Here is a 25,832-nt window from a genome sequence, read left to right as displayed (position 1 = left end):
GTGTGCAGCGCGGGCACAGAGGCTGTGCGCGAGGAGTCAAGAACGTGCGGGCAGGCGCGCTTAGCCTCGTCGACGACGTCACGGAGTACGCCGGCACCAGCAGGACTCGTTCGCCATGCGCCGGCGGAATGACTGGCCCCTCTTCGCGTTGCCTGAACCTCAAGTGAGGATCCCCGATGTTCTCGTCCCGCACCGGCCGGAAGGCCGCGCTCATCGCCACAGTCCCGCTCGCCGCCGCACTCGCCGTCGCAGGCAGTGCGATCGCGGCTCCGGCCGACTCCGCCCACCGCACGCCGGTCACCCTGGAGCACGACGCCCAGGCATTCGCGGACGCTGCCGCCAAGAACCCGCCCATCTACACCTTGTCGTATGCCGACGCCCGTAAGGCCCTCGACTCCGCCCAGTCGGGGGAGGTGCCCGTGCTGCCGGCCGATGTCTCGCACCGCACCCTGGCGGTCGGCCCCACGGGCACGGTGAAGATCCGGATCGTCCGGCCCAAGGGCGTGGAGGGCAAGCTTCCGGTGGTGATGTACTTCCACGGTGGCGGCTGGGTCCTGGGCGACGAAGGCACTCACGACCGTCTGGTCCGTCAGATCGCCAACGGCGCACAGGCCGCAGTGATCTTCGTCGACTACACGCCGTCCCCGGAGGCGCAGTACCCGATCCCCGTTCAGCAGGCGTACGCCGCCACCAAGTGGGTTGCCGAGCACGGCAGTGAGATCGACGTCGACGGTTCGAAGATGGCGGTCGCCGGTGACAGCGTCGGCGGCAACATGACGGCCGCGGTCACCCTCATGGCCAAGCAGCAGCACGGACCGAAGCTGAGTGGCCAGCTGCTCTTCTATCCCGTCACCAACGCCGACTTCAACGACGGCTCCTACCGCGAGTTCGCCGACGGACCGTGGCTGACCCGCAGGGCGATGAAGTGGTTCTGGGACGCCTACGCCCCGAACAACAAGGACCGTGAGCAGATCCTGGCCTCGCCGCTGCGTGCCAACCTCGACCAGCTCAAGGGTCTTCCGAAGGCACTCGTCATCACCGATGAGGCCGACGTCCTGCGCGACGAGGGGGAGGCCTACGCCGCCAAGCTGCGCGCGGCGGGCAACGACGTCACCGCCGTCCGCTACGAGGGCATCATCCACGACTTCGTGATGCTCAACGCTCTCAAGGACACCAACGCTGCCAAGGCGGCCGTCACCCAGGCCAACACCTTCCTGTACACCACCCTCCACAACTGACGGCCTCCTCCGGCCGGAGAGGGATCCGCCCTCTCGGTTCCGGAGCTGCTCCAGCTGTGCGTCGAGGGCCGCTTCCCGCAGGCGCCGATCTGCGGGAAGCTCGGATTCCGCCTGATGGTGGCGGAACGCGGCCGGGCCGTCCCGGTGGGTGAGCCCGCCGCTTCCTGACCGGCACGGCGGGCAGCGACAAGATCACCAACCCGGGCGGCGGAACGCCCGACAAGCCGCCGAGGGTGACCGAGCAGGTCCAGCAGGTCCAGCAGGACCCCTGCGGCCCGGCAGTGCCGTTCGTGCCTGCGACGGCGCCGCCGGGCTCCGTTGTCAGCCGCTGTGAACGCCGACCTCGTACAGCGGTATCCCCACTGGGTGCCGCGTTCCGTGCCCGCTCTGGCCCCCGTATCACTGTGTGCGCGCATCGCGGCACCGGCTGTGGCATGCACCGTCGAGCGCGTTCCCTGGCGGCTGCCGTGTGCGGCGGGAGGGGGGACCGGACCGGCCGACCTGGCGCCCGCCGGGCGATCCCGGCAGACCAAATGGTTACTTGCGGGTAGTTATAAACTGGATGAACGTGAGAACCGTACGTCAACGAGCCCGCTGGACAGCGGCTCGAACGCGAGGGAGCAACCGATGACAGTGGGAACCGAGCGAGCCGTACTGGCGGGCGGTTGCTTCTGGGGCATGCAGGACCTGATCCGCAAGCAGCCGGGCGTGGTGTCCACCCGCGTCGGGTACAGCGGCGGCGACACGCCGAACGCCACGTACCGCAATCACGGCGACCACGCGGAGGCGATCGAGATCGTCTTCGATCCGACGGCCACGAGCTACCGCGACATCCTGGAGTTCTTCTTCCAGATCCACGACCCGACCACGAGGGACCGCCAGGGCAACGACATCGGGCGCAGCTACCGCTCAGCCCTCTACTACACCGACGAGGAACAGCACCGCATCGCCCAGGACACCATCGCGGACGTCGAAGCGAGCGGGCTGTGGCCGGGGAAGGTGGTCACGGAGGTCGAGCCCGTGGGCGACTTCTGGGAGGCCGAGCCCGAGCACCAGGACTACCTGGAGCGCTACCCGAACGGCTACACCTGCCACTTCCCGCGACCGAACTGGAAGCTGCCGCGCCGCACTTCGTCCCAGACGAGCTGACGCGCCGACCACGCAGGGCTTCTTGCGCCCGTGAAGTTCCCCGATTCCCCTCCACGAGACCTCGAGCGTGGAGGGGAATCCGCGTGCGGTGCCGTTCTTTTCGAGGAATGCGGCGAGCTGCTCAGGTGCTTGCCGCACGGGCGCGGCCGCCTTCGCGTCTCCCGCTGAACTGGAGCAGCTGCGTGGGCGCTGGGTCAGCGCGTCCCCCGGTGACTGGACGGCCTCCGTGATCCTGCGCGGCGACACCCCGTACTGGGTGCCTCCGCTCCCTGTGTCCCTCCACATCGTCGAAGGCCGCACCCCATAACGCCTTCCCGACCCACACCGCGCCGCCGGACAGCCACGCCGCCGCCCGGGGGCGCGCAAGGGTCGTCTTCTTGTCAACATGCGCATCGAAAGCAGGGAATTGGGCAACAGAGGCCCCTTGCTACGGTGGACCGATGGCATCGGTCAAGAAGTTCCAGGTCACCTTCGACTGCGCGGAACCTGAGCGCGTCGCTCGTTTTTGGTGCGACGTGTTGGGGTACGTCGCACCGCCGCCACCGGAGGGGTTCGCCACTTGGGACGATTTCAATCGCTCGCTGCCGCCCGAGGATCGGGGTTCGTGGTTCGCTTGCAGTGATCCCTCAGGTGTGGGCCCGCGAATGTACTTCCAGCGTGTTCCCGAAGGCAAGGTCGTCAAGAACCGGCTGCATCTCGACGTGCGGGTCGGCACCGGACTCGTGGGTGAGGAGCGCCTGGCCACGCTTGAGGCCGAATGCGCGCGACTGGTCGCGCTCGGCGCGGTACGCGTGCGACTACTGCCCGCCGATGACGAGAACGAGTCGTGCATCGTGATGCAGGACATCGAGGGCAACGAGTTCTGTCTGGACTGAGCAACCTCGAAGACGGCGAGGTGGGGAGCCGTCTCCCCTGAGCCTCTCCAAGGAGCCGTTCGCGGTCGGGCTCCCGCGTGGTGCGGTCCGCGGTCACGGTGGCTCACCATGAAGTAGGTACCTCGGTCCGGCGTGAAGCACGCGGATTCCGAGTGGCGGGCGGGGTGCCCGGCAGCGACCCTCGCGACGGCATCCCCGTCACCTCGCCGGTGCCGTATGCACAGTTCACCGATCGGCTCCGTCGCGGGCGGCTCGGTGCTTACAGTAGGGCTGCTGCGATTCACCCCCGGAGCGACCACAAACCCATGCGCCGGCCGGACATGGGGAGTCAACTGCGCGTCGGCCGGTGCCTGCTGCACGCGGTCGCCCGAATCGTGGACCGTCGCACCCTGTGATCCCACTTACGGATGCGGGCGGAGAGATCTAGAGTGATCGTTGTGGCCAAAGGTTCACGGCCATGATATCTGCTGGCAACCGCAAGGCTGTGTCGGCGTAACCCACGAACCGTCAGTCGGCATCGCGGTGCGGGAGTTGTTCGCCCGGCACCCGACTCCCCGGGGGCGACCGTGACCGCCGGCAGACGATTCTTTGAGGTCAGAGGGAGGCAGCTCCATGTCCGACAGCCCCTTGTCCCCTGTCCATCTGCCCTCGGGAACCGCCTATGAGCGGCTGCTTGACGGGTTGCGTCTGCAGGCCCCGTGGGCGACCCCTCCGGGGCTCTCAGACTCCGAGGGCACACCCGCCGAACGCCGGACAGACGCTCAGGCCGTGGCGACGACCGCACCCGGCTCGCCGATACCGGAATCCTGGACTGCCGCCTGGGAGCTGATCGACCGCCAGGCGCGTGAGTGCGGCTCCCGCGTCGCCATCGCACACGGGGCGACCGAGGTCACCTACGCCGAGCTGCGCCGGCACACCGACGCCCTGGCGGCCAGGCTGAGCGCCCTCGGTGTGGGGGCCGGCGACCTGGTCGCCGTCGTCGCGGACCGAGGGCCGCAGTTCGTGGAGACCATTCTGGCGATCTGGCGTACGGGGGCCGCCTACCTGCCGCTGAGCCCGGAGAGCCCTGCCGCATGGCGCGCCGGGGTGGTGCGCACCGCCGGAGCCGTCCTGGTGGTCGGTCGCGGAGCGAGCGCCGCCGTCCCGGGCGTCCCCTTCGCCGACCTCGACGATCCCGAACCCGCGCCATCCCGTGAGGACCTGCCCGTGCCCCGCACGGCCCCCAGGCCGGACGACCTGGCCTACGTCATCTGCACCTCGGGCTCCACCGGCGAACCCAAGCTGGTCATGATCGAGCAGCGGGGGGTGACCAACCTCGTCCATGCCCAACGGGCCTACCTGGGCGGGGACCTCGGCGCGGACACCCGGGTGTTGCAGTTCTTCCACCCGGCCTACGACGCCGCGCTGTTCGACATCCTGCTCGCCCTCACCAACGGCGCCCGGCTGGAGATCGCCGACTCCCGCCACACCTCGGGCGGGGAGCCGCTCGCCGACCTGCTGAGGGAGCGGCGGGTCACTTTCGCCGTGCTGCCCGCACCGGTGCTGCGCACACTGGATCCGGGGCGGTTTCCGGACCTCGCCACAGTCGCGAGTATCGGTGACGTGTGCCTGCCGGAAACGGCCCGCCGGTGGGCTGCCCGGCATCGTTTCATCAACGGCTACGGGCCGACCGAGGCGACGGTGTGCACCACGATGCACACCGTGCGGGCCGGCGGATGGCCGGACGCCGCCGGGCAGGCATCATCCAGTACGGCGTCGGTCCCCATCGGCCGGCCCATCGCCGGGTACTGCATCCACCTCCTCGACGACGCCCTGCGCGAGGTCGCGGACGGCGAAGTCGGCGAGATCTGCATAGCGGGCGACGGGGTGGGACGCGGATACCTCGGCCAACCCGCGCTGACCGAGGAACGCTTCGTGCCCGATCCGTCCGGATCGCGGCCCGGCGCGCGGATGTACCGCACCGGCGACCGAGGGCGGCGGCTCCCCGGCGGCGAGATCGAGTTCGTCGGCCGTGACGACGACCAGGTCAAGATCCGGGGAGCCCGGATCGAGTTGGGGCAGGTGGAAAAGGCCCTGGCCGCGCAGCCCGGGGTACGGGACGCGGTCGCGGTGGTCGACGGCCTCGAGGAACGGCACCTGCTCGGATATGTGGTGGCGGCTCCCGGGGCCACCGTCTCGGGCCCGGTACTGCGCGCCGCGCTCGCCGCCGAGCTGCCGGGCTATCTGGTGCCCGACAGGATCGAAGTCCTCGACACCTTCCCACTGTTGAACAGCGGCAAGGTCGACCGCTCGCGGCTGCCCCGCCCGAGCAGGCTCGTCGAGGGGGCCTATTCGCCACCGCGTGACCGAGCGGAGGAGAGCGTGGCCCGGATCGCGGCCGAGCTGCTGGGCCTGGAGCGGATCGGAATCCACGACAACCTCTTCGACGCAGGAGCCCACTCGCTGCTCGCCGCCCAGTTGGCGGCCCGGGTCCGTACCACCCTGGGTGTGGAGGTGCCGCTCAGCAAGGTGCTGGGCGGAGGCACCGTGGCGCAGATCGCCGCGCTGGCGACGGCCCAGGACGGCACAGCACAGCGTGGCCCCCGGCCGGGTGCCGCCTCGGACGGCCCGGTGCCGTCGTACGCCCAGCAGCGGGTCTGGCTCATGCACCAGTTCGCCCCGCAGGCGCACGCCTACCACTCCCAGGCGGCGATAAGGCTCGCGGGCCCGCTGGACCGCGCCGCGCTCAACGCGGCCCTCACCGATCTGGTGCGTCGGCAGGAAGTGCTGCGCAGCCGCTTCCCCTCGACGCACGGACAGCTGCGGTGCGAGCTGGTGGACCCCTGGCAGGTCGAGGTGGAGGTGCTGGACCTCGCGGACCGGGACCCGGACCTCCATGCCCAACTGCTCGGCTCGGCGGTACGCGACGCGTTGGCCGAGCCCTTCGACCTGGCTCACGAACCGCCGTTCCGCTGGCTGCTGGTGCGGCTCTCCGCCACCGAACACATCTTCGTGATGGTGGAACACCACATCGTGCACGACGGCTGGTCCTTCAACGTCTTCGTCCGCGAACTGCTGCAGGGCTACGCGGACCACGCCGCGGGAATCCCGGCGGAACGTCCGCTGCCGCTCGTGGGCTACTACGACCTCGCCCAGTGGCAGCGCGAGTGGCTGGACGGCGAGGAGGCGGCCGCGCAACGTACCTTCTGGCGGCAGGAACTGGCCGGGGCGGAGACCGTCCTGCGTCTCCCGCACGGCGACGCCGGGGCAGTTCGCTCCTTCCGCGGCCCGGCGCCGCGCATCGAGATCCCCGGCGACCTCGCCCGCCGGCTGGACGCGCTGGCCGAGCGCAACGGCACCTCCTTGTTCACGGTGCTGCTCGCGGTCTACTTCCTGCTGCTCGGCGGCTACAGCGGTTCGAAGGACGTGCTGGTCGGGTCCGCGGTGGCCAACCGCCGCTGGCAGGAGTCGGAGAACCTGGTCGGCATGTTCGTCAACACGCTGGTGTTCCGGGGCCGGATGCACGCAGACCCCACGTTCGAGGCGTTCGTCGGCCGGGTGCGGCAGATGGTCCACCAGGCGTACGACAACCAGGAGCTCCCCTTCGAGCTGATCCTCGAGGAGTCGGGGGCCACCCGGCAGAGCGCCGACACCAACCCCCTCATCCAGGCCCACTTCGCCAGCCACGACTCCGTGCTGGGAACACTCACCGGCAACCCGCTGGATGTCACCCTCATCGAGGGGCTCAGCAACGGCTCGGCCAAGTTCGCCGTCTCGGTGATCGCCGTGCCCCGCTACAGCGCTTCGGGCCAGGTCTCGCGCCTGCCCGGCGGAGTGCTGCACGTCCCCGCGTCCCCCGAGCAGGTGGGGCCCGCGCCGCGGGCCGCGCTGGACGGCATCACGCTCGCCTGGGAGTTCGACGCGGGGCTGGTGGAACCGTTGCTGATCGACGGGATGCTCGCCTCGTACCGGCACCTGCTGGAGGCCGTCGCCGACCGGCCCGACACCCCGTTGAGCGCTCTTCCGCTGATGGACCCGTCCACCCTCGCCGGAGTACTCGCCACCGGCCGCGGGCCTGAGCAGCAGGCAACCGACGCCTGGCTGCCCGCGATTGTGGCCCAATGGGCCGCCGAAACCCCCGAGGCGCCCGCGGTGGCCTCGGGCCAGCGGCCCCTGACGTACCGGGAGCTCAAAACGGCCGCCGACGCGCTGGCCCACGCTCTGGTGGCGGCAGGCGTCGGGCCCGGCGACACGGTGGCCGTCTGCGCCCCGCACTCCGCGCAGTTGGTGATCGCCCAGCTCGCCGTCCTGACCGCGCGCGCCGCCTATCTGCCGCTGGACGCCGCTCACCCGCCGACCCGGCTCGCGGCGTTGGTACAGCACGGCCGGGCCCGCGCGCTGGTCACCACGGCCGAACTCGTGGACAGAGTGCCGGTACCGGCCGGCGTGCCGGTACTCTTCGCCGATGCACCTGTCGGCCCATGGCCGGACGGCACAACCGCGGACGGGACGCCGGCCCCTCCGACAGCGGCGCTGCCCGAAGGCCGCCCGGACGACCCGGCCTACGTCTTCTACACCTCCGGGTCCACCGGGGAGCCCAAGGGCGTTCAAGTGGAGAATCGTTCCGTCGCCGCCCGGCTGCACAAGACGGCGATCACCGGTCTGCGGCCCGGCTCCAGGATGCTGGCGATCACATCCCCGGCGTTCGACGTGTCGGTGCTGGAGATCTGGGGATCACTGCTCAACGGTGCCGCCATCCACTTCCTGCCGCCGGGCTGGACCGTTCCCGCCCTCGCCGAGTGTCTGACCGGCGGGCAAGTGACCCATGCCATCCTGCCCACGGCGGTCTTCCATGAACTGGTGGGCCAACAGCCCGAGGCGCTGGCCGGCCCGGAGCGGGTGCTCGTGGCCGGCGACGTGATCTCCGCCGAGGCGTTCCGTGAGGCCCGGCGAATACCCGGCGCCACGGTGATCAACGGCTATGGGCCCACCGAGACCACCGTCCTCGCCACCGCCCTGTCGACCGCCGAATGGGCCGACCCCGCCGCCTCGCACGTCCCGATCGGAAGCGCGCTGCCCGGCACCCATGTGGTGATCGTCGACGAGGCGCTGCGCCCGCTGCCGCTGGGAGTGGTGGGCGAGATCTGCATCGGTGGGGCGGGCGTCGCCCGCGGTTACCTCGGCGCCCCCGCTCTGACCGCCGAGCGGTTCGTGCCGGATCCGTTCGGCCCGCTGCCGGACGGGCGGCTCTACCGCAGCGGGGACCAGGGGCGGCTGCTGCCCGGCGGAGTGGTGGAGTTCTTCGGGCGGGGCGACGACCAGCTGAAGATCCGGGGCTTCCGGGTCGAACCCGCAGAGGTGCAGGCCGCCCTGCGCGCCCTGCCGGACGTCGCCGACGCCCTGGTGCTGGGCGACCGGGACGAGCACGGCGACCAGCGGCTGATCGCCTACGCGATCGCCGTCGCCGGCCGGTCCCTGTCCGGCACCCGGCTGCGGCAGGCGCTCGCCGACCGGCTGCCGGGCCACTTGGTGCCCAGCGTCATCGCAGTGCTCGACACCTGGCCGCTGACCCCGGCCGGCAAGGTCGACCGGGAACGGCTGCCGAAGCCCGTCCCCGCCCGGACGGCCGCCATGGAGCAGCCGAGCAATGAGACGGAACGGATACTGGCCGGCCTGGCCGCGAAAGCGATGGGAGCGGTACGGGTCGGGGTGCGCGACGATCTGCTGGAACTGGGTATGCACTCGCTCCAGGCGATGAGGTTCGCGACCGAGGCAAGCTCGGAGCTGGGCAGAGAGATCGGTCTCTGCACGGTCTTCGCCGAGCGCACCGTCGCCGCACTGGCGGCGGCCGTCCCGCGGCTGCCGGCCCCGGCACCGTCGATCAGCACGCTGCCCAGACGTGCGGCAGACGAGGGGTAGTCGATGACCGGCGTCGGTGGTGATGTCTTCGCGATGTCGTTCGCCCAGCGGAGGCTGTGGTTCCTGCACGGCCTGGACCCCACCGGCCGTGCGCACAGCACGGACCGCTGGTTCCGGGTGACGGGCGCGTTGGACGTCGGTGCCCTGCAGCAGGCCGTGGACGCCTTGGTGGCCCGGCACGAGGCATTGCGCACCGTTTTCCCGGACACGGCGCACGGGCCCGTGCAGTGCGTACGCTCCACCGGGCAGATCACCGTCCGGACCCTCGACCGCACCGGGGCACCTGATGAAGCCGCGGCGCGGCGGTGCGCCGACGACTTCCTGCGGCAGCCGTTCGACATCGCCGAAGGGCCGCTGCTACGGATCGCGGTGGTGCCGTTGGCGCCCGGCGACCAGCTACTGGTGCTCTCCGTCCATCTGCTCGCCGCGGACGGCTGGTCCCAGAACGTCCTGCTGGAGGAGCTGGGCGCGCTGTACCGGGCAGCCCTGCCCGGTGCGTCCGGCCAAGATCCGCCGGCGCCGCTCCCGGTGCAGTACGCCGACTGGGGTGCCTGGCAGCGTGAGCAGTTGACCTCGGAGCGGCGGGCCGAGTTGGTGGACTGGTGGCGTGCCGAGCTGGCGGGCGCGCCGCTGGTCCTCGACCTGACAGCCGGGCCTGGCGGGGCCGCGGGCCCCGGACCGAGTCCGTCGCCGGGCGGCGGCCGGATCCGGCAAGTGCTGGGCCCCGAACTCGGGGCGGCGGTCCGGGATCTGGCCAGGACTCAGCGGCAGACCGTGTTCACCGTGCTGGTGTCCGCGTGCGCCGTGGCACTGGCGCACCGCGCGGACCAACAGCACCTGCTGCTCGGCCTGGCCGTCGCCAACCGTGAACAGCCCCAGGTCCAGCGGGTTCTGGGATTCTTCGTCAACACGGTCGCACTGCACCTCGACCTCACCGGCGACCCCCGGTTCGACCACCTGCTGACTCGGGTGCGTGAGAGGGTCGTGGCGGCCCACAGCCATCGGGACCTGCCGTTCGACGAGCTGGTCGCGGCGCTGGCACCCCCCAGAAGCCCGGTCCGTTCACCGGTGGTGCAGGTGAACTTCGCCCACCATCCGGCAGATTCGCTGGGCACCCTGGAACTGCGCGGCTGTGCGGTGCGGGAGATTCCCGCCGCCTGCGGGCCGGGCAAGTTCGAGCTGACCGTCAGGGTGGAGGAGAGCGCGGACGACGGCCTGGTGATATGGGGTGAGTACAGCGGCGACACCCTGCGCGAGCCGGACGTCCGGGAGGTGCTGACGGCCTACCAGGAGGTACTCCGCTCGGTCACCGCCGACCCGGGCGGCCACCTCTCCGCGCTGATCCCGGGCATCGCACACCGGACACATGAGCAACGAACGGACCCGCCGCCCCGGTCCGCCCCTCCCCGAAGCGCCCTGGAACGGTCCGTCGCACGGATCTTCGGCGAGGTCGTGGGCACCGTCGATCCCGGACCGCACCAGGACTTCTTCACTCTGGGCGGCCACTCGCTGCAGCTGATCGGAGTACTCCGCAGGCTGCGCGAGGAGTTGGGCATCCCGATCACCTTGCGCGAGCTGTACGCGGCTCCGACACCAGCGGCGGTAGGCGCTCGACTTCCGGCCGCATCCCAGCAGCCCGCACCGGCCGCACCGACGACGCCCGGTTTCCCCACCCCTGAATGAGGCGAGGCCCCGATGACCGAACCGGACGAGATCTCCGGCTACCCGATTCCCCGTGACCCGCGATGTCCGCTGGACCCGCCCGCCGCCTACCTTCGCCCGCAGCACTCCGCCGTGCTGCCACGGGTCAGAATCTGGGACGGCAGCAGGCCCTGGCTGGTGACCCGATACGACGACGCCGTGCAGGCTCTGGGCGAGTCCCGACTCAGCGGGAACTACAGACTCCCCGGGTTTCCGCTCTCCTCGGCCTCCGCCGCGGCCAAACTGGAGCGGGTGCTGCCGTACGCGTTCCGGGAGGACGACGTGCACCGCGCACAACGGGCGATGCTCATGCGGGAGTTCACCCCGAAGAAGATGGAGGCCCTGCGCCCCCGGGTGCAGCGGATCGTCGACGACGCCATCGACGCCATGCTCGAGGGACCGCGTCCGGCCGACCTGGTGTCGGCTTTCGCGATGCCGGTCGCGATCCGCGTCATCTGCGAACTGCTCGGGGTGGACGCCGAGGAGGACCGTCAGGTGCTGCACGGGCTCTGCCGCACCATGGCGTCGCGCACCACGCAGCCGGGGGAGGCCACCCGGGCCCTGGACTCTCTGGAGAGCTACTTCCACCGCCTTGTGGAGACGCAACTGCGCCACCCGGGCAAGGGCCTGGTGGGCCAGGTGGTGGTCGAGCGGGTGCGGTCCGGGGAGCTGAGCCACGAGGACGCCGTGGCGATGGTGCAGTTGCTGTTCCACGCGGGACACGGGTCGTCGGCGTACATGATCGCCACCGGTGTGGTGGCGCTGTTCGCGCATCCGGAGCAGTTGGCCGCCTTCCGCGCCGCCGACGACAACGCCGCGGCCGTGGTGGAGCTGCTGCGGTACACCACGGTCGCCCACAACGCCATGCCCCGCATCGCGACCGAGGACGTCGTCATCGGCACCACCCTGGTCCGGGCCGGCGAAGGGGTGCTGATCCAGCTGGACGCCGCCGATCGGGATCCGTCGGCCTTCCCCGACCCGGACCGGCTCGACATCGGCCGACCGCCGTCGCGGAACCTGGCGCTGGGCCATGGGCCGCACTACTGCCTGGGCTACGCACTGGCCCACGTCGAACAGCAGGTGGCCTTCGGCACCCTCTTCCGGCGAATCCCCGAGCTGCGGCTCGCGGTGCCTATGGAAGAACTGCCCTTCAAGGACAACGAGAACCTGGTGGGCCTGCACATCCTCCCGGTGACCTGGTGAGACAGCCGTCGGCGGCGGGCCGGGAACGCAGCGGTCAGCCGCCGGCGCGGAAGACGACCGAGATCCCGCACAAGGTATTGCTTCCCGAGCCTTCAACGCGACGGCCTGACGACACGTGGACGGACGCGCCTCCTGACGCGCTGACTTCTGCCTGTGGAAGTCAGTACCAGACACAATCCGGCCGTTGTGGGGAGAGTGGAGTCATGGGACGTGAGGGCACCGCTTCGGGCGGCAATGAGCTGGGTGAGTTTCTGCGCGCACGTCGTGCCGCGCTCGATCCGGCGGGCTCGGGATTCCCCGACGACGGCCGGTTGCGGCGCGTGCCCGGGCTGCGACGGGAGGAACTGGCTCAGCTTGCTCACGTCAGCATCGACTACGTGGTGCGCCTGGAGCAGGGCCGGACGCGCAGAGTCTCCCGTCCTGTCCTGGAAGCCCTCATGGATGCTCTCCAACCGGCCTCGGACGAGCGGGCGTACCTCTTCGCCCTGGCCGATGTGACCCAGCCGCCCACGGCGCGCAGAGGGAATCTCCGCAGCCGCCCGCAACCACCTGGCGTCCTACCGGAAACCCCGCTCAGTCGAGTTCGTTTCCGGACTGCCCAAGACGCCCACCGGGAAGATTCTGAAGCGGGGACTACGTGCGCCCTCCTGGTCGGGAAGGGACCGCCGGATGTGACGGCGCCGGTCGCCACTGCGTCGCAGGCGGCGAACGATGAGGTCGAGAATGGAGAAGCATGAGGACGCCTAATGTTTTCATCAGCGCGCTGGGCTCTTATCTGCCCGAGATCACTCCTATGGAGTGGGCGGTCGAACGCGGACTGACGAACGCTGAGGACGCCGCTCGCGACGGAATCACCGGTGTAGCCATGGCCGGCGAGCTTTCAGCCCCGGACATGGCCCTGCGGGCGACCCGCCAGGCGCTTGAGCGCTGGCAGGGTGATCCGTCGAGCCTGAGCCTGTTGCTGTACGCGAGTACGTGGTACCAGGGACCCCATGCGTGGAGCCCGCAGTACTACATTCAGCACCACACCGGATCCGGCGCCGCCACGTCGGCCGAAATACGACAAGGGTGTATGGGCGTCTTCGGCGCCATGGAACTGAGCGCCACCCACCTGATGGCCACGGATCAACACAAGGCCGCCCTTATCACCGCGGCAGACAACTACAACTCCCCCCTGCTGGACCGGTGGCGGTCCAGTCCGGGCTCCGTGTTCGGCGACGGGGCCTGTGCTCTCGTCCTGACATCCGCCGGCGGTTTCGCGCGACTCGCGTCGATCAATTCGGTGACCCTTCCCGAGTACGACACCCGGCATCGCGGCCCTGGTCCGTTGTTTCCTCCGGGGGCCACGCTGCGGGAAACCAAGCTGGACCTCGCCGCGGCCAAGGACCACTGGAAACGAACCGCTCCCCGAACTTCCGACCTGGGCTCGAAGATGGCCTCCACGCAGCAACAGGTGGTCGATCGGACGCTGGACGAAGCCGGCATCGACATGAAGGACATCACCAAGGTCGCATTCGTCAACTGGACCCGTGAGCGGGTGGAAGAACGTGCGGCGGCACCCCTGGGAATCGAGATGTCCAGAACGACCTGGTCCTACGGTCGAACCATCGGCCATGTCGGCGCGAGCGACCAGACGCTGTCCTTCGAACACCTCGTCACAACCGGTGAACTGAAGCCGGGGGACTGGCTCTTGATGCTGGGAAGCGGCCCCGGCGCGAACATCGCCGCCGCGGCGATCGAAATCCTGGAAGAGCCGGACTGGGCCGCAGGCCAGGGTTGATGTGTTCTCACTCGGCGAGACGCGTTGATCGCGCGGGTGCGCGACTGAACGGGCGAGTCGTCCGGGTTGGAGACGACGAACGCGACCTCTGATGATCAAGGTTCTCGAAGCCTTTGATCACGAACAGGGGGCGCGTTCGCGTGTCAACCTCCCTGATCGGTGTGCTGCGGCGCCAGTGCGAGGACGCCGGTCGATGGACGTCGTGTCACCGGTCCCTGCGCTGCTGGATCCTGGGCAATGAACGGAGGTGACAGACGCGTCTCGTAGAACGCTGTCAGCTTCTCGACGGCCGGGCCCACGTGCTGCTCCTTGTGGTCGATGCTGGTCCAGGGCAGGAACCGGCCCGAGCGCGGGTGTTCGCCGCGAGGCGTGCGGTAGTACTCGAAGCCGTCGGCTGCATGCCGTCCGCCCATCGCGTGGGCCTCCTCCACCGTGACCGGGAAGAGCTTGAAGGTCTGGACACCATCCCCGATGGCTTCGGCGGTGCGTGCCGCGGCTGCCGCGTCCAGCATGCTCTGGTAGATGGCCGGGTCCTGTGTACCGTCGGCGCCCAGACGGAACTGGCGGGCGATGTCGACTGCGCTCACCGTGCCCACGGCCTTGATGCGGTGGTCCGTGGCGGCAGCGGTCAGGACGTACCCTCCGGAGGCGCGCCCAGGGAGATTTCCGCAAGGTTGACACCGAGCGGCATTCCGGATCATTGCTTAGAGTAAAAGTAGAGATACTCAAAGTGATGGACCGTTGTGGCTCGGTGTCCACGGAGGAGGAAGTCATGCCCGGCAAGCCCAGTGTCGTATTCGCCCATGGCCTTTGGGCCGACGGCTCGTGCTTCAGCAAGCTCATCCCCGCGCTCCAGGCTGAAGGCCACGAGGTCCTGAGCTCGCAGCACGGCCTCGACTCGCTCGAAGGCGACGTCGCGTGTGTCACCCGTGCCATCGACCACGTGCCCGGCCCGGTCGTGCTGGTCGGTCATTCCTACGGCGGGACCCTGATCACCAAGGCGGGTGTTCACGACCGCGTGGGCGCTCTGGTCTACATCGCCGCACTCGGCCCGGACGAGGACGAGACCTCGCAGGACGAGCAGGACAAGTTCCCTCGTACGCCCGTCTTCGATCACATCGAGATCGCTGACGGCCGCATCTGGCTCCGCGAGTCGGGCATCGGTGACTTCTGCGGTGATCTGCCGGCGGAGGAGCAGAAGCTCGTGCTCGCGACGGGCGCCGTGCCGGTCGCCGATCTGTTCAACCAGCAGGTTCCCGGCACCGCCTGGCGCACGACGCCGAGCTGGTACATCGTCGCGAACAACGACCGCACGGTGAACCCGGACCTGGAACGGGCCGCCGCCGAGCGCATGGGCGCGAAGACGTTCGACATCGACAGCAGCCACGTGCCCATGCTCTCGCACCCTGATTACGTCCTCGACGTCATCCGCGACGCAGCGAAGACCCTGGAGGCGTAGAGCCCGTCGCCGAAGCGGTGTGACGTTCCCCGCGGGCGCAAACGGACGTGCCGCTGGCGACCTGGATGGAATCCGAACACCGGGCCCGCCACCTGGCCACGCCCCTGACGAGCTGCCGCCGTATCAGCCCCATGCCCTCTGGTTCTTCCTGGACTTCGCCGAAGCCGCGGTCCGTACCGGCCGTCACGCCGAAGCGGCCGCACACGTGGCCGCGGTCAGAAGGACCCACGTCCCCGCCATCTCACCCCGGCTGGCCATGCTGACCGACGCCGCCCAAGCGATGGCCACCCCGGACGCCGTCGACCACGACCTGTTCGAGAGCGCCATCGCCACCCCCGACGCCCAGCGCTGGCCCTTCGAGTGGGCCCGGACCTGTCTGGCCTACGGCGAGAGACTGCGCAGACCCAGGGCGGTCAACGCGGCCCGCGCCCATCTCGACGCCGCACTCGAGACCTTCCTGCGACTTGGTGCCGAGCCCTGGAGCGCACGCGCCGCGAACGAACTGAGAGCCAGCGGCATCCCCGTCCCCACCGCGGCCCCGGGCCCCGGGCGAGAACCGGACGGCACGGCTGACCCCCCCCAGGAAGTCGAATCCGCAGGCTCCCGCCACATCCGCGACATCGCTAACGGCGGGGACACGGCCGCGATATCCGGCAGAAACAGGGCGTCCTTAATTTCTGTCGCACGACAGGAATCTTTCCAGGGCACGCCACCGCGACAGGGGACCGCCATGACCGTGACCACCGATCCCACACCGTCGGCACCGCCACCCGCCGGCGTCACGGACGACGGCTCGCTCGCCTCCTTCGGCTACGGCCAGGAGCTGCGGCGGCAGATGGGGCGGTTCGCGTCCTTCGCCGCCGGCTTCTCCTTCATCTCCGTCCTGACCACGGTCTTCCAGTTCTTCTCCCTCGGCTACTCCTTCGGCGGCCCGCTGTTCCTGTGGACCTGGCCCGCCGTGCTCGTCGGCCAGCTGCTCGTCGCCGCCTGCTTCGCCGAACTCGCCGCCCGTTACCCGATCTCCGGAGCGATCTATCAGTGGTCGACCCGGCTGAGCAGCCCGGTCTTCGGCTGGTACACGGGCTGGATCATGGTGGTCGGCCAAGTGGTCGTGGTCGCCGCCGCGGCCCTCGCGCTGCAGGTCGTGCTGCCCCCGGTCTGGTCCGGCTTCCAGCTCGTCGGCGGCGACCCGGCGCCCACCACGGCGACCGGGGCGGCCAACGCCGCCCTTCTCGCTCTCGTCCTGCTGGTGCTGACGACGGTCGTGAACGTCCTCGACAACCGCGTCATGTCGGCCGTCAACAGGGTCGGTGTCACTGCCGAGATCACCGGCGCGATCCTCATCGTCGTACTGCTGTTCACCCATGTCGAACGCGGCGCCGGGGTGACGCTGAGGACAGGCGGCGAGGGCGGGCCGGTGGCGACGCTGCTGGTGGGCTCGTTCACCGCGGCATACGTCCTCATCGGCTTCGACAGCGCGGGCGAGATGAGCGAGGAGACCCGCAGCCCACGCCGCACCGCCCCGCGTACCATCCTCAGCGCCCTCGCCTCGGCAGGCGTTCTCGGAGGCCTGCTGCTGCTCGGCGGTCTCCTCGCCGCGCCCAGCCTCTCCGACGGCCGCCTCGCCACCGAGGGACTGAGCTACGTCCTCACCAGCAGCCTGGGCGACGGCGTGGGCAAGGTACTCCTCGCTGACGTGGCCGTAGCTGTCGTCGTGGCCACGCTCGCCATCCAGACAGCCGGTACCCGGATGCTGTTCTCGATGGCGCGCGACGGGATGCTGCCCTTCTCCGCACAGCTGGCGAAGGTATCGAAGCGCACGGGTATGCCCTTCGTCCCGGCCCTGGTGGTCGGTGCCCTCGCCGCGGCGCTCGCACTGCTCAACCTCGCCTCCCCGGAGGCGTTCCTGGCCATCGGCACCACGTGCATCGCGATGCTCTACCTCGCGTACGCCGGGGTCACCGTGCCGATGCTGGTCCGGCGGCTGAGGGGGCAGTGGCCGACGACATCCGCCGGCGACCACGACGAACTGGGCAGGCCACTGTTCTCCCTCGGCCGCTGGGGTCTGCCGGTCAACGTTCTCGCTGTTGGCTACGGGGTGTTCATGACGGTCAATCTCGCCTGGCCGCGGGCCGAGGTGTACGACCCGGCGGGAGGTCACTGGTACTTCCAGTGGTTCACCGTGCTGTTCGTCGGCGCCACGATCGCCGTCGGTGCGGTCTACCGACTCCGCGGAGGGGCCGTCCCGGTGGCGAAGGGCTCCAGAGGTGCGGGGGAGGCCGAGCCCGAGGCCGTTCGAGCGTGAGTGGGTGACCGCCGGCCGGGCGGGCGCCGAGCGTGTAGAAGCCCTGAGCCCTGAGCCCTGAGCCCTGAGCCCTGAGCCCTGAGCCCTGAGCCCTGAGCCCTGAGCCCTGAGCCGAGTCGCACGAGTTGGGCCGGTCCGCGCCCCGAGAACCCGTCGTCACCCCCGCGCCGCGAGGAGTTGCCGCCCCTCGCGGCGCAGCCGTGCCAGGCGGCGCTGTGGCACGCCCGCGACCCGCAGCGCCGCGTCGGCCGTCGCCTCCGCGAGGGCCTGCGGGGCTCGGGCCGGCTCGGCGCGCCGGATGAGGATCACGCCTTCGGTCAGGCCGAAGAGGAGGTCCGTGCGGACCGCGAGCTCCTCGTCCCCGAACACCGCTCCCGGCTCCGTAGCCGCCAGCAACTCCCCGTAGGCCGCCTTGAGTTCGGACCGGACCTGCTGGAAGACGGCGAAGCGCTCCGTCTGCGCCTCGGGGAGCAGGTACAGGGCTCCCGGGTTGTGCGGACCGCGGCACAGCAGCATGACGTCGGAGTGGCACAGGGCCCACAGCCGCGCCTCGGCGGCCGCCTCGGTACGGGCCACCAGCTCGCGCGCGACCTCCAGTGAGGGGCGGACGGTCCCTTCGAGCAGGGCGGCCAGGATTGCCTCCTTGCCGTCGAAGTAGTGGTACAGGGACGCCTGGCGCAGCCCGGCCCGCTCCGCGACCGCCCGGGTGGAGGTCGCGGTGTAGCCGTGCGTGGTGAACAGCTCGGCCGCGGCGGCCAGCACCTCCTCGCGCGGCTCCAGCCCGCTGGCGGGACGCTCCTGGGCGCGCGGGCGGCCGACTCTTCGGGTGGTTGGCGGGCTCACCCCGTGATCCTCGCACAGGCCCACGAGACCCGCGGAGACCCGGCCCGCGAGATCCCCGCGAGCCGAACTCCCGGCGTGAGTTCCCGGTTACCGCCGCGAAACGCACGGGCAACGGCTCCGACTCGCCCGGACCCTAATTTCTGTCGTACGACAGAAAACCCTCGAGCCGGAGGTCAAGCCGTGGCGACAGCGCCAGCGACTGCGTCAGTGACAGCGTCGGCCCATGGTGCCCGCGACCATGCACGCGCCCAGGAGGGCGCGAAGTCCGACACCATGCCCGTAGTTCCCGCGAGCGGTTGGCCGACGCCCCCAGAAGGCATCGATGCCGAGGATCTCGTGTGGGCCGAGACCGTGGTGGGCGGCAACTACACTCACAAGGTCCTCGCCCGCGGTACCGAGCTGCGGCTGACCGACCTCACCGGCGACGCGTGCGCGCACGTCCTGCTGTACAGCGCCGACCACCCCTGGGAGCGGCTGAACGCGGCCGACACCGTCAAGGTGCTCTGGAACGCCTACCTCGGCCCGGGACACCTGCTCCTGTCCGACCAGGGCCGGGTCCTCGCCTCCGTCACCCAGGACACCTCCGGCCGGCACGACGCCCTCACCGGCACCTCCACCCTCGCCCGCAACACCGAGCGGTACGGTGACGGGACCCCTGAGTCCTCCTCCCCGGCCGGGCGTGAGCTGTTCAAGCTCGCCGCCCTCAAGAACGGCCTCGGCCCGCGGGACATCCCGCCGTCCGTCTCCTTCTTCCAGGGGGTACGGATCGCCGGGGACGGCACCACCGAGTTCACCGGTTCCGCGGGTGCCGGCGCGTCCGTCACGCTGCGCGCCGAACAACCCCTCACCGTCCTGCTCGCCAACGTCCCGCACCCGCTGGACCCGCGCCCCGCGTACATCTGCGGGCACCTGGAGGTCCTCGCGTACCGCGCCAGGCCGACCGCCCCCGCAGACGCCCTGTGGGACGCCACACCCGAGGGCCGGCGCGCCTTCCTCAACACCGTCGAGTACCTCACCGCCAGGGGGATCGCATGACCACCACGACCGCCCGAACCGACGGAACCGACCGCGTAGACCCCGCCCCCACCGTCCCCGCCCGCGCGGGCCGCGTCGTCCTCGACCGCGTCGTCCCCGCCCGTGCCGCCTGGTCCGGCGTCGTCCGCGAGGGCCAACTGCTGACCATCACCGACCTCCACGGCAACCAGGCCGTCGACTTCCTCGTCTACGACGCCGGCGACACCTCCGTGCGCTACAGCGCTCCCGACACCATCCAGGCCCAGGGCACCATCTTCCTGACCACCGGCTCGGTGCTGCTGTCCAACGAGCACACCCCGCTGATGACCGTCGTCGCGGACACCTGCGGGCGGCACGACACCATCGGCGGCGCCTGCTCCAAGGAGTCCAACACCCTCCGCTACGGACACCACACCTGGTCGCAGCACGCCTGCGTGGAGAACTTCCTCGCCGAGGGCAGCAAGCACGCCCTGGACAAGCGCGACCTGGTCTCCAACATCAACTGGTACATGAACGTGCCGGTCGAGACGGACGGCACTCTCGGCATCGTCGACGGCATCTCGGCCCCGGGCCTTGAGGTCGTACTGCGAGCCGAGACCGACGTCATCGCGCTGCTGTCCAACTGTCCGCAGATCAACAACCCCTGCAACGGATTCGACCCGACCGCCGTACGGGTGACGATCGCCGAGCCGAACGAGAGCTGAACCCCCATGACGTTCGACACCCTGCTGGTCGCCAATCGCGGCGAGATCGCGTCGCGCATCATCCGTACCGCCCGCAGGCTCGGCCTGCGCACCGTCGCGGTCTACTCCGACCCGGACCGCGGGGCCGAGCACGTTCGGCTGGCCGACGAGGCCGTACGGCTCGGGCCGGCGCCGGCCAAGGACTCCTACCTCGACGCCGATCTGGTACTGAAGGCCGCCAAGGACACCGGCGCGGGCGCCGTCCATCCCGGCTACGGCTTCCTGTCCGAGGACGCCGGCTTCGCCCGCCGCTGCGCCGACGCGGGCCTGGTCTTCGTCGGCCCCACCCCCGAACAGCTGGAGCTGTTCGGCGCCAAGCACACCGCGCGCGGCGCCGCGCACGCGGCGGGCGTCCCGCTCGCCCCCGGCACCGGGCTGCTGCCCGATGTGGAGACGGCCCTCGCGGCGGCCGAGGAGATCGGCTACCCGGTGATGCTCAAGGCTACCGGCGGGGGCGGCGGCATCGGCATGCAGGCGTGCCACGGCGCCGCCGACCTCACCGACGCCTGGGAGCGGGTGCAGCGCGTGGCCGCCGCCTCCTTCTCCTCGGCCGGCGTCTTCCTGGAACGGCTCGTCGAGCGTGCCCGCCACGTCGAGGTACAGGTCTTCGGCGACGGCGAGGGCCGTGTCGTCACCCTCGGCGACCGCGACTGCTCGCTGCAGCGCCGCAACCAGAAGGTCCTGGAGGAGGCCCCGGCGCCCGGACTCCCGGACGCCGTTCGCGAACAACTGGCCACCTCGGCAAGAGACTTGTGCGCGTCCGTGCACTACCGCTCCGCCGGCACGGTCGAGTTCGTGTACGACGCCGACCACGAGACGGCCTACTTCCTCGAGGTCAACACCCGCCTCCAGGTCGAACACCCGGTCACCGAGGAGATCTACGGCGTCGACCTCGTGGAGTGGATGCTGCGCCTCGCGCAGGGCGACACCGCGATCGTCACCGTGCCCCCCGCGCCGAAGGGCCACGCCGTCGAGGCGCGCGTCTACGCCGAAGACCCGTCCCGCGGCCACCGCCCCAGCGCGGGCCTGCTCACCCGCGTCGCCTTCCCCGAGGACGTCCGCGTCGACACCTGGGTGGAGACCGGCACCGAGGTCACCACCTCCTACGACCCGATGCTCGCCAAGGTCATCGCGTACGGCACCGACCGCGCCGAGGCGCTCGACAGGCTGGACGCGGCGCTAGCCGCGACCCGCCTCGATGGCATCGAGACCAACCTCGGCCTGCTGCGCGCCGCGCTTCAGGACACCGACGTGCGCACCGCCGCCCATTCCACCGCCTCGCTCGCCGCGATCACTGACCCGACGCCGCGCATCGAGGTCGCCGCGCCGGGCACCCTGACCACCGTGCAGGACTGGCCCGGACGCACCGGCCACTGGCAGGTCGGCGTACCCCCGTGCGGGCCGATGGACGACCTGTCCTTCAGGCTCGGCAACACCGCCCTCGGCAACGCCGAAGGCGCGCCCGGCCTCGAGTGCACCCTCCAGGGCCCCACCCTTCGCTTCACCCACCCGACGACAGTCTGCGTCACCGGCGCTCCCGCACCGGTGACGATCGACGGCGTCGCCGTACCGCAGTGGGAGCCGGTCACCGTCGAGGCCGGACAGACGCTCGCCGTCGGGGCGCCCGACGAGCACGGTCTGCGCACCTATGTACTGGTCGCGGGCGGCCTGGACGTACCGGAGTTCCTGGGCAGCGCGGCCACCTTCACCCTGGGCCGGTTCGGCGGGCACGGCGGCCGCGCCCTGCGCGCGGGCGACGTCCTGCACGGCGGCGAGCGGCGTACGGAAACCTCCGTCGTCCCCCTCGGCCGGCGCCCGGCGTTCGGCGGCGCCTGGCTGATCGGCGCGGCCGAAGGCCCGCACGCCGCGCCCGAGTTCTTCACCGACGACGACATCCGCGACTTCTACGCCGCGGACTGGAAGGTGCACTTCAACTCGGCGCGCACCGGAGTACGGCTCGTCGGACCCAAGCCGCGGTGGGCGCGCACGGACGGCGGCGAGGCGGGCCTGCACCCGTCCAACATCCACGACACGCCGTACTCCGTCGGCGCCGTCGACTACACCGGAGACATGCCCGTCCTCCTCGGCCCAGACGGGCCCTCCCTCGGCGGCTTCGTCTGCCCGGCGACGATCGTGACCGGACAGCGCTGGAAACTGGGCCAGCTCCGTCCCGGTGACACGGTCCGCTTCGTCCCGGTGACCACCGAGGCCGCCGCCGGGCTGCGTCGGAACCCGGCCGTGGCCCCGCGCGCCGATCGCGAGACCGTCGTGGACGGCGGCATCCTCGCCCGTCTGGAGGAGACCGGGACCCGCCCGTCGGTCACGTACCGTCGCAGCGGCGACGACAACCTCCTCATCGAATACGGACCGATGCACCTCGACCTGGCGCTGCGCATGCGGATCCACGCGCTCGCGGAGGCGCTGGCCGGGCAGCGGCTCGACGGCATCGCCGACCTGACCCCGGGCATCCGCTCCCTCCAGGTCAAGACGGATCCCGACGTCCTGCCGCAGGACGAGCTCCTCGAGATCGCACTGCGTGTGGAGGAAGAACTCCCCGCCACCGACGAGCTGGTGGTGCCCAGCCGGATCGTGCACCTGCCACTGTCCTGGGACGACCCGGCGACCCGCGAGGCCATCGCCCGCTACATGGCGGGCGTGCGCGACGACGCCCCCTGGTGCCCGTGGAACATCGAGTTCATCCGCCGCGTCAACGGCCTGGAGAAGGTCGACGACGTGTACCGCACAGTCTTCGACGCCGAATACCTGGTCATGGGACTCGGAGACGTGTACCTGGGCGCGCCGGTCGCCACACCGCTCGACCCGCGGCACCGGCTGGTCACGACCAAGTACAACCCGGCCCGCACCTGGACCGCGGAGAACTCGGTCGGCATCGGCGGTGCGTACCTGTGCGTCTACGGCATGGAGGGACCCGGCGGCTACCAGTTCGTCGGGCGCACCACACAGGTGTGGTCGGGCTGGCAGCAGCGCGGCGCCTTCGAGCCGGGCAGGCCCTGGCTGCTGCGCTTCTTCGACCGGATCAGGTGGTACCCGGTCGAGGCGGACGAACTCCTCGAACTGCGTGCGGACATCACGTCCGGCCGGTTCGTCCCGAGGATCGAGGAGGGTTCCTTCTCCCTCGCCGAGTACCGCAGGTTCCTCGCCGCGAACGCCGAGTCGATCGACCGGTTCCGGGCCGGGCAGGGCGCCGCGTTCGGCGCGGAGCGCGACGCCTGGGAGGCGGCGGGCGAGTTCGCACGAGCCGAGGTGGTGGCCCAGGCCGCCCCGCCGGCCGGCGACGTCCAGGTCCCGGAGGGCGGTCACCTGGTCGAGGCAGAGTTCACCGCCTCCATCTGGCAGGTCAACGTCGAGGTCGGCGACCGCGTGTCGGCCGGGCAACAGCTCCTCGCACTCGAAGCGATGAAAATGGAGTCGCGGGTCCCGGCCCCCGCCGACGGCGTCGTCGCGAAGATCCTGACCAGGCCGGGCAACCAGGTCGAGGCCGGCACCGCGCTCGTCGTCCTCGCTCCCGTCGACGCCGTGGAGGCAGCCGCATGACCACCGCGGTGGAACGTGTAAGGGCCGCCTACGCGCGCATCGCGCAGGTGGACCGGCCCGAGGTGTGGATCGGCCTGCGCCCGCAGGCCGAGACGGAGGCGGATGCCGCCGCGGTCGACGCGAAAGTCGCCGCCGGCGTGCGGCTGCCGCTCGCCGGGACAGTGCTCGCGGTCAAGGGCAACATCGACGTGGCCGGGCTCCCGACCACCGCCGGCTGCCCCGCCTACGCGTACGAGCCGGACGCCGATGCCCCGGCCGTGGCCCGCCTGAAGGCGGCGGGCGCCGTGGTCCTCGGCACCACGAACCTCGACCAGTTCGCGACCGGCCTGGTCGGCACCCGGAGCCCCTACGGGGCGGTCCGGGGCGCCGTCGACCCGGAGCGCGTGTCCGGCGGTTCCTCGTCCGGTTCGGCGGTCGCTGTCGCGCTCGGCATCGCCGACATCGCGCTCGGCACGGACACCGCGGGATCGGGCCGGGTCCCGGCGGCCTTCAACGGCATCGTCGGCCTCAAGCCGACCATCGGGCTGGTCCCGACCGAAGGCGTCGTCCCGGCCTGCGCGTCGCTCGACTGCGTGACGGTGTTCGCCCGTACGCTCCCCGATGCCGAGCGGGCGCTGTCCCTCATGGCCGCACCGTCCGGGCGCGCCCTGCCGGCGCGGGCCCCACGCCGCCCCGGCCCGTGGCGGATCGCCGTTCCGGAACGCGGGCAGCTCGGCGAGCTGGACCCGGGCTGGGCCGAGGCGTTCGAGACGGCGGTCGAGCGGCTCGCTGACGCGGGCGCCGACCTCCTGCCCGTCGACCTCACGCCGTTCACCGAAGCGGCGGCGATGCTGTACGAGGGCGCGTTCGTCGCCGAACGCTACACCGCCGTCGGCGCCTTCATCGACGCGCACACGGGCTCGCCGGACCTCGACCCGACGGTGGCGGGAATCATCTCCCGAGCCGCGACCATCCCGGCTCACCAGCTGTACGCCGACCAGGAGAGGCTGGCGTCGCTCCGTGCCCGGGCCATGGCCTCCCTGGGCGACGCGGACGCACTGCTGCTGCCGACGACACCGGGCCACCCGACCATCGCCGAGGTCACGGCCGACCCGCTGGGCGCCAACGCGCGGCTCGGCCGCTTCACCAACTCGACCAACCTCTTCGACCTGGCGGCCGTGTCCGTACCCGCGGGCGAAGTGGACGGGCTGCCGTTCGGCGTCATGCTGATCGGCCAGGCCTTCACGGACGAGCGGCTCGTACGCATCGCCGGGCTCCTCACCGCCCCGCCCCTGCGGCTCGCGGTGATCGGCGCCCACCTGTCCGGGCAGCCCCTGAACGGAGAACTGCTCGCCGTGGGCGGGCGGCTGGTGCGTACGACCACGACCGCGCCCGCCTACCGGCTGTACGCGCTGGACACCCAGCCTCCGAAGCCGGGTCTGGTCCGGGTCGGCGAAGGCGGGGGCCCGATCGAGGCCGAGGTGTGGCAACTGCCCGCCGAGGGACTGGGCGCCCTCCTCGCGGCGCTGCCCCGCCCGATGGCGCTCGGAAGCGTCGAACTCGCGGACGGAACCTCCGTGCCCGGCTTCCTCTGCGAGCCCCAGGCCATCGAGGGCGCGCGGGAGATCACCTCGTACGGTGGCTGGCGCGCGTACCTGTCCACCCTCGCACGCGCCGAGGACGCGCCCCGCTGACCCGCTGCTCTGATCCGCATCGGCCCCGAACCCCGGCCTGCCACAGCCAGGGTTGTTGCGGGGTCATGAACAATCCCCGGTACTCGTACGGGGTCAGTAGCACCCTCAGGTCCTGCTCCACCGCGCTGTGGCGCAGGCTGTCCTCCGCGCTCTCCTGGAACCGGCCGGGGGCGTGGAGGGGCGGCAGCGGTTTGTGCGGAGCGCGGGTTCCGGTCCTGGGGCACTGCCGGACGGCCGGCGGCCAGTTGCCGCCGCCACCGTCATTCGTGGAGGTGGAGCTAAGCGTGCCCGGGGCGCGCCGCACGTATGTCCGAGGCGGGCTCCTGCGCGTCCTCGAGCGAGAAGGTCTCGTCTGCCCCGAAGTCAGGGGCCTGGAAGGGATTGGTCGCCGGAGGC

At 70.9% G+C, this 25,832-nt stretch carries 16 protein-coding genes; 14 read left to right on the top strand and 2 right to left on the bottom strand.

The window, feature by feature from the left end; translation table 11 throughout:
- Positions 1-176 precede the first annotated feature (176 nt).
- The 8 genes from ACWD5D_RS19480 to ACWD5D_RS19445 all read left to right on the top strand — a co-directional run bounded on the left by ACWD5D_RS19480 (position 177) and on the right by ACWD5D_RS19445 (position 13,844).
- Complete coding sequence (locus ACWD5D_RS19480; RefSeq protein ID WP_451373940.1) at positions 177-1,238, top strand: alpha/beta hydrolase; 1,062 nt, start codon at positions 177-179, stop codon at positions 1,236-1,238.
- Positions 1,239-1,865: 627 nt separating this feature from the next.
- On the top strand, positions 1,866-2,387 hold the full coding sequence (msrA, locus tag ACWD5D_RS19475) for a peptide-methionine (S)-S-oxide reductase MsrA (protein WP_451373939.1): 522 nt from the start codon (positions 1,866-1,868) through the stop codon (positions 2,385-2,387).
- A 440-nt stretch (positions 2,388-2,827) separates the two neighbouring features.
- Positions 2,828-3,262: a VOC family protein gene (locus ACWD5D_RS19470; RefSeq protein ID WP_451373938.1), complete on the top strand. Its 435-nt coding sequence runs from the start codon at positions 2,828-2,830 to the stop codon at positions 3,260-3,262.
- 768 nt (positions 3,263-4,030) lie between these two features.
- Positions 4,031-9,160 (top strand): amino acid adenylation domain-containing protein, encoded by a 5,130-nt coding sequence (locus tag ACWD5D_RS19465; protein ID WP_451373937.1) that lies wholly within the window; start codon positions 4,031-4,033, stop codon positions 9,158-9,160.
- Between the two features lie 3 nt (positions 9,161-9,163).
- Positions 9,164-10,843, top strand: a complete 1,680-nt coding sequence (locus ACWD5D_RS19460; RefSeq protein WP_451373936.1) for a condensation domain-containing protein — start codon at positions 9,164-9,166, stop codon at positions 10,841-10,843.
- Positions 10,844-10,855: 12 nt separating this feature from the next.
- Positions 10,856-12,064 (top strand): cytochrome P450, encoded by a 1,209-nt coding sequence (locus ACWD5D_RS19455; protein WP_451373935.1) that lies wholly within the window; start codon positions 10,856-10,858, stop codon positions 12,062-12,064.
- Positions 12,065-12,267: 203 nt separating this feature from the next.
- The gene (locus ACWD5D_RS19450; RefSeq protein WP_451373934.1) at positions 12,268-12,801 is read left to right on the top strand and encodes a helix-turn-helix domain-containing protein; all 534 of its coding nucleotides are present in this window, start codon (positions 12,268-12,270) and stop codon (positions 12,799-12,801) included.
- A complete protein-coding gene (locus ACWD5D_RS19445) occupies positions 12,798-13,844 on the top strand; it encodes a ketoacyl-ACP synthase III family protein (protein ID WP_451373933.1) in 1,047 nt (348 codons plus the stop codon). The genes ACWD5D_RS19450 and ACWD5D_RS19445 overlap by 4 nt, the downstream gene beginning before the upstream one ends.
- Positions 13,845-13,987: 143 nt before the next feature.
- Here ACWD5D_RS19445 and ACWD5D_RS19440 read toward each other — a convergent pair whose 3' ends face one another.
- Positions 13,988-14,431 carry a hypothetical protein gene (locus ACWD5D_RS19440; protein ID WP_451373932.1) on the bottom strand — a complete coding sequence of 148 codons (444 nt, stop codon included), beginning with the start codon at positions 14,429-14,431 and terminating at the stop codon, positions 13,988-13,990.
- A 185-nt stretch (positions 14,432-14,616) separates the two neighbouring features.
- On the opposite strand from ACWD5D_RS19440, the gene ACWD5D_RS19435 reads away from it, so the two are divergent.
- Both ACWD5D_RS19435 and ACWD5D_RS19430 read left to right on the top strand, forming a co-directional pair.
- On the top strand, positions 14,617-15,303 hold the full coding sequence (locus ACWD5D_RS19435; RefSeq protein ID WP_451373931.1) for an alpha/beta fold hydrolase: 687 nt from the start codon (positions 14,617-14,619) through the stop codon (positions 15,301-15,303).
- A 730-nt stretch (positions 15,304-16,033) separates the two neighbouring features.
- Entirely contained in the window at positions 16,034-17,608 is a 1,575-nt protein-coding gene (locus ACWD5D_RS19430; protein ID WP_451373971.1) for an amino acid permease, read from the top strand.
- Positions 17,609-17,764: 156 nt separating this feature from the next.
- On the opposite strand, the gene ACWD5D_RS19425 is transcribed toward ACWD5D_RS19430, so the two are convergent.
- On the bottom strand, positions 17,765-18,451 hold the full coding sequence (locus tag ACWD5D_RS19425) for a TetR/AcrR family transcriptional regulator (RefSeq protein WP_451373930.1): 687 nt from the start codon (positions 18,449-18,451) through the stop codon (positions 17,765-17,767).
- Positions 18,452-18,724: 273 nt separating this feature from the next.
- On the opposite strand from ACWD5D_RS19425, the gene ACWD5D_RS19420 reads away from it, so the two are divergent.
- The 4 genes from ACWD5D_RS19420 to atzF are packed head-to-tail and all read left to right on the top strand — an operon-like array spanning position 18,725 to position 25,436.
- Positions 18,725-19,486 carry an urea amidolyase associated protein UAAP1 gene (locus tag ACWD5D_RS19420; RefSeq protein ID WP_451373929.1) on the top strand — a complete coding sequence of 254 codons (762 nt, stop codon included), beginning with the start codon at positions 18,725-18,727 and terminating at the stop codon, positions 19,484-19,486.
- The gene (locus ACWD5D_RS19415) at positions 19,483-20,169 is read left to right on the top strand and encodes an urea amidolyase associated protein UAAP2 (protein ID WP_451373928.1); all 687 of its coding nucleotides are present in this window, start codon (positions 19,483-19,485) and stop codon (positions 20,167-20,169) included. The genes ACWD5D_RS19420 and ACWD5D_RS19415 overlap by 4 nt, the downstream gene beginning before the upstream one ends.
- A gap of 6 nt (positions 20,170-20,175) precedes the next feature.
- Positions 20,176-23,763 (top strand): urea carboxylase, encoded by a 3,588-nt coding sequence (uca, locus tag ACWD5D_RS19410; protein ID WP_451373927.1) that lies wholly within the window; start codon positions 20,176-20,178, stop codon positions 23,761-23,763.
- Complete coding sequence (gene atzF / locus ACWD5D_RS19405; protein ID WP_451373926.1) at positions 23,760-25,436, top strand: allophanate hydrolase; 1,677 nt, start codon at positions 23,760-23,762, stop codon at positions 25,434-25,436. The genes uca and atzF overlap by 4 nt, the downstream gene beginning before the upstream one ends.
- Positions 25,437-25,832: the final 396 nt, after the last annotated feature.

The sequence above is a fragment of the Streptomyces sp. NPDC002520 genome, from assembly GCF_053595235.1.
This window is presented reverse-complemented; position numbering and strand designations above follow the sequence as displayed.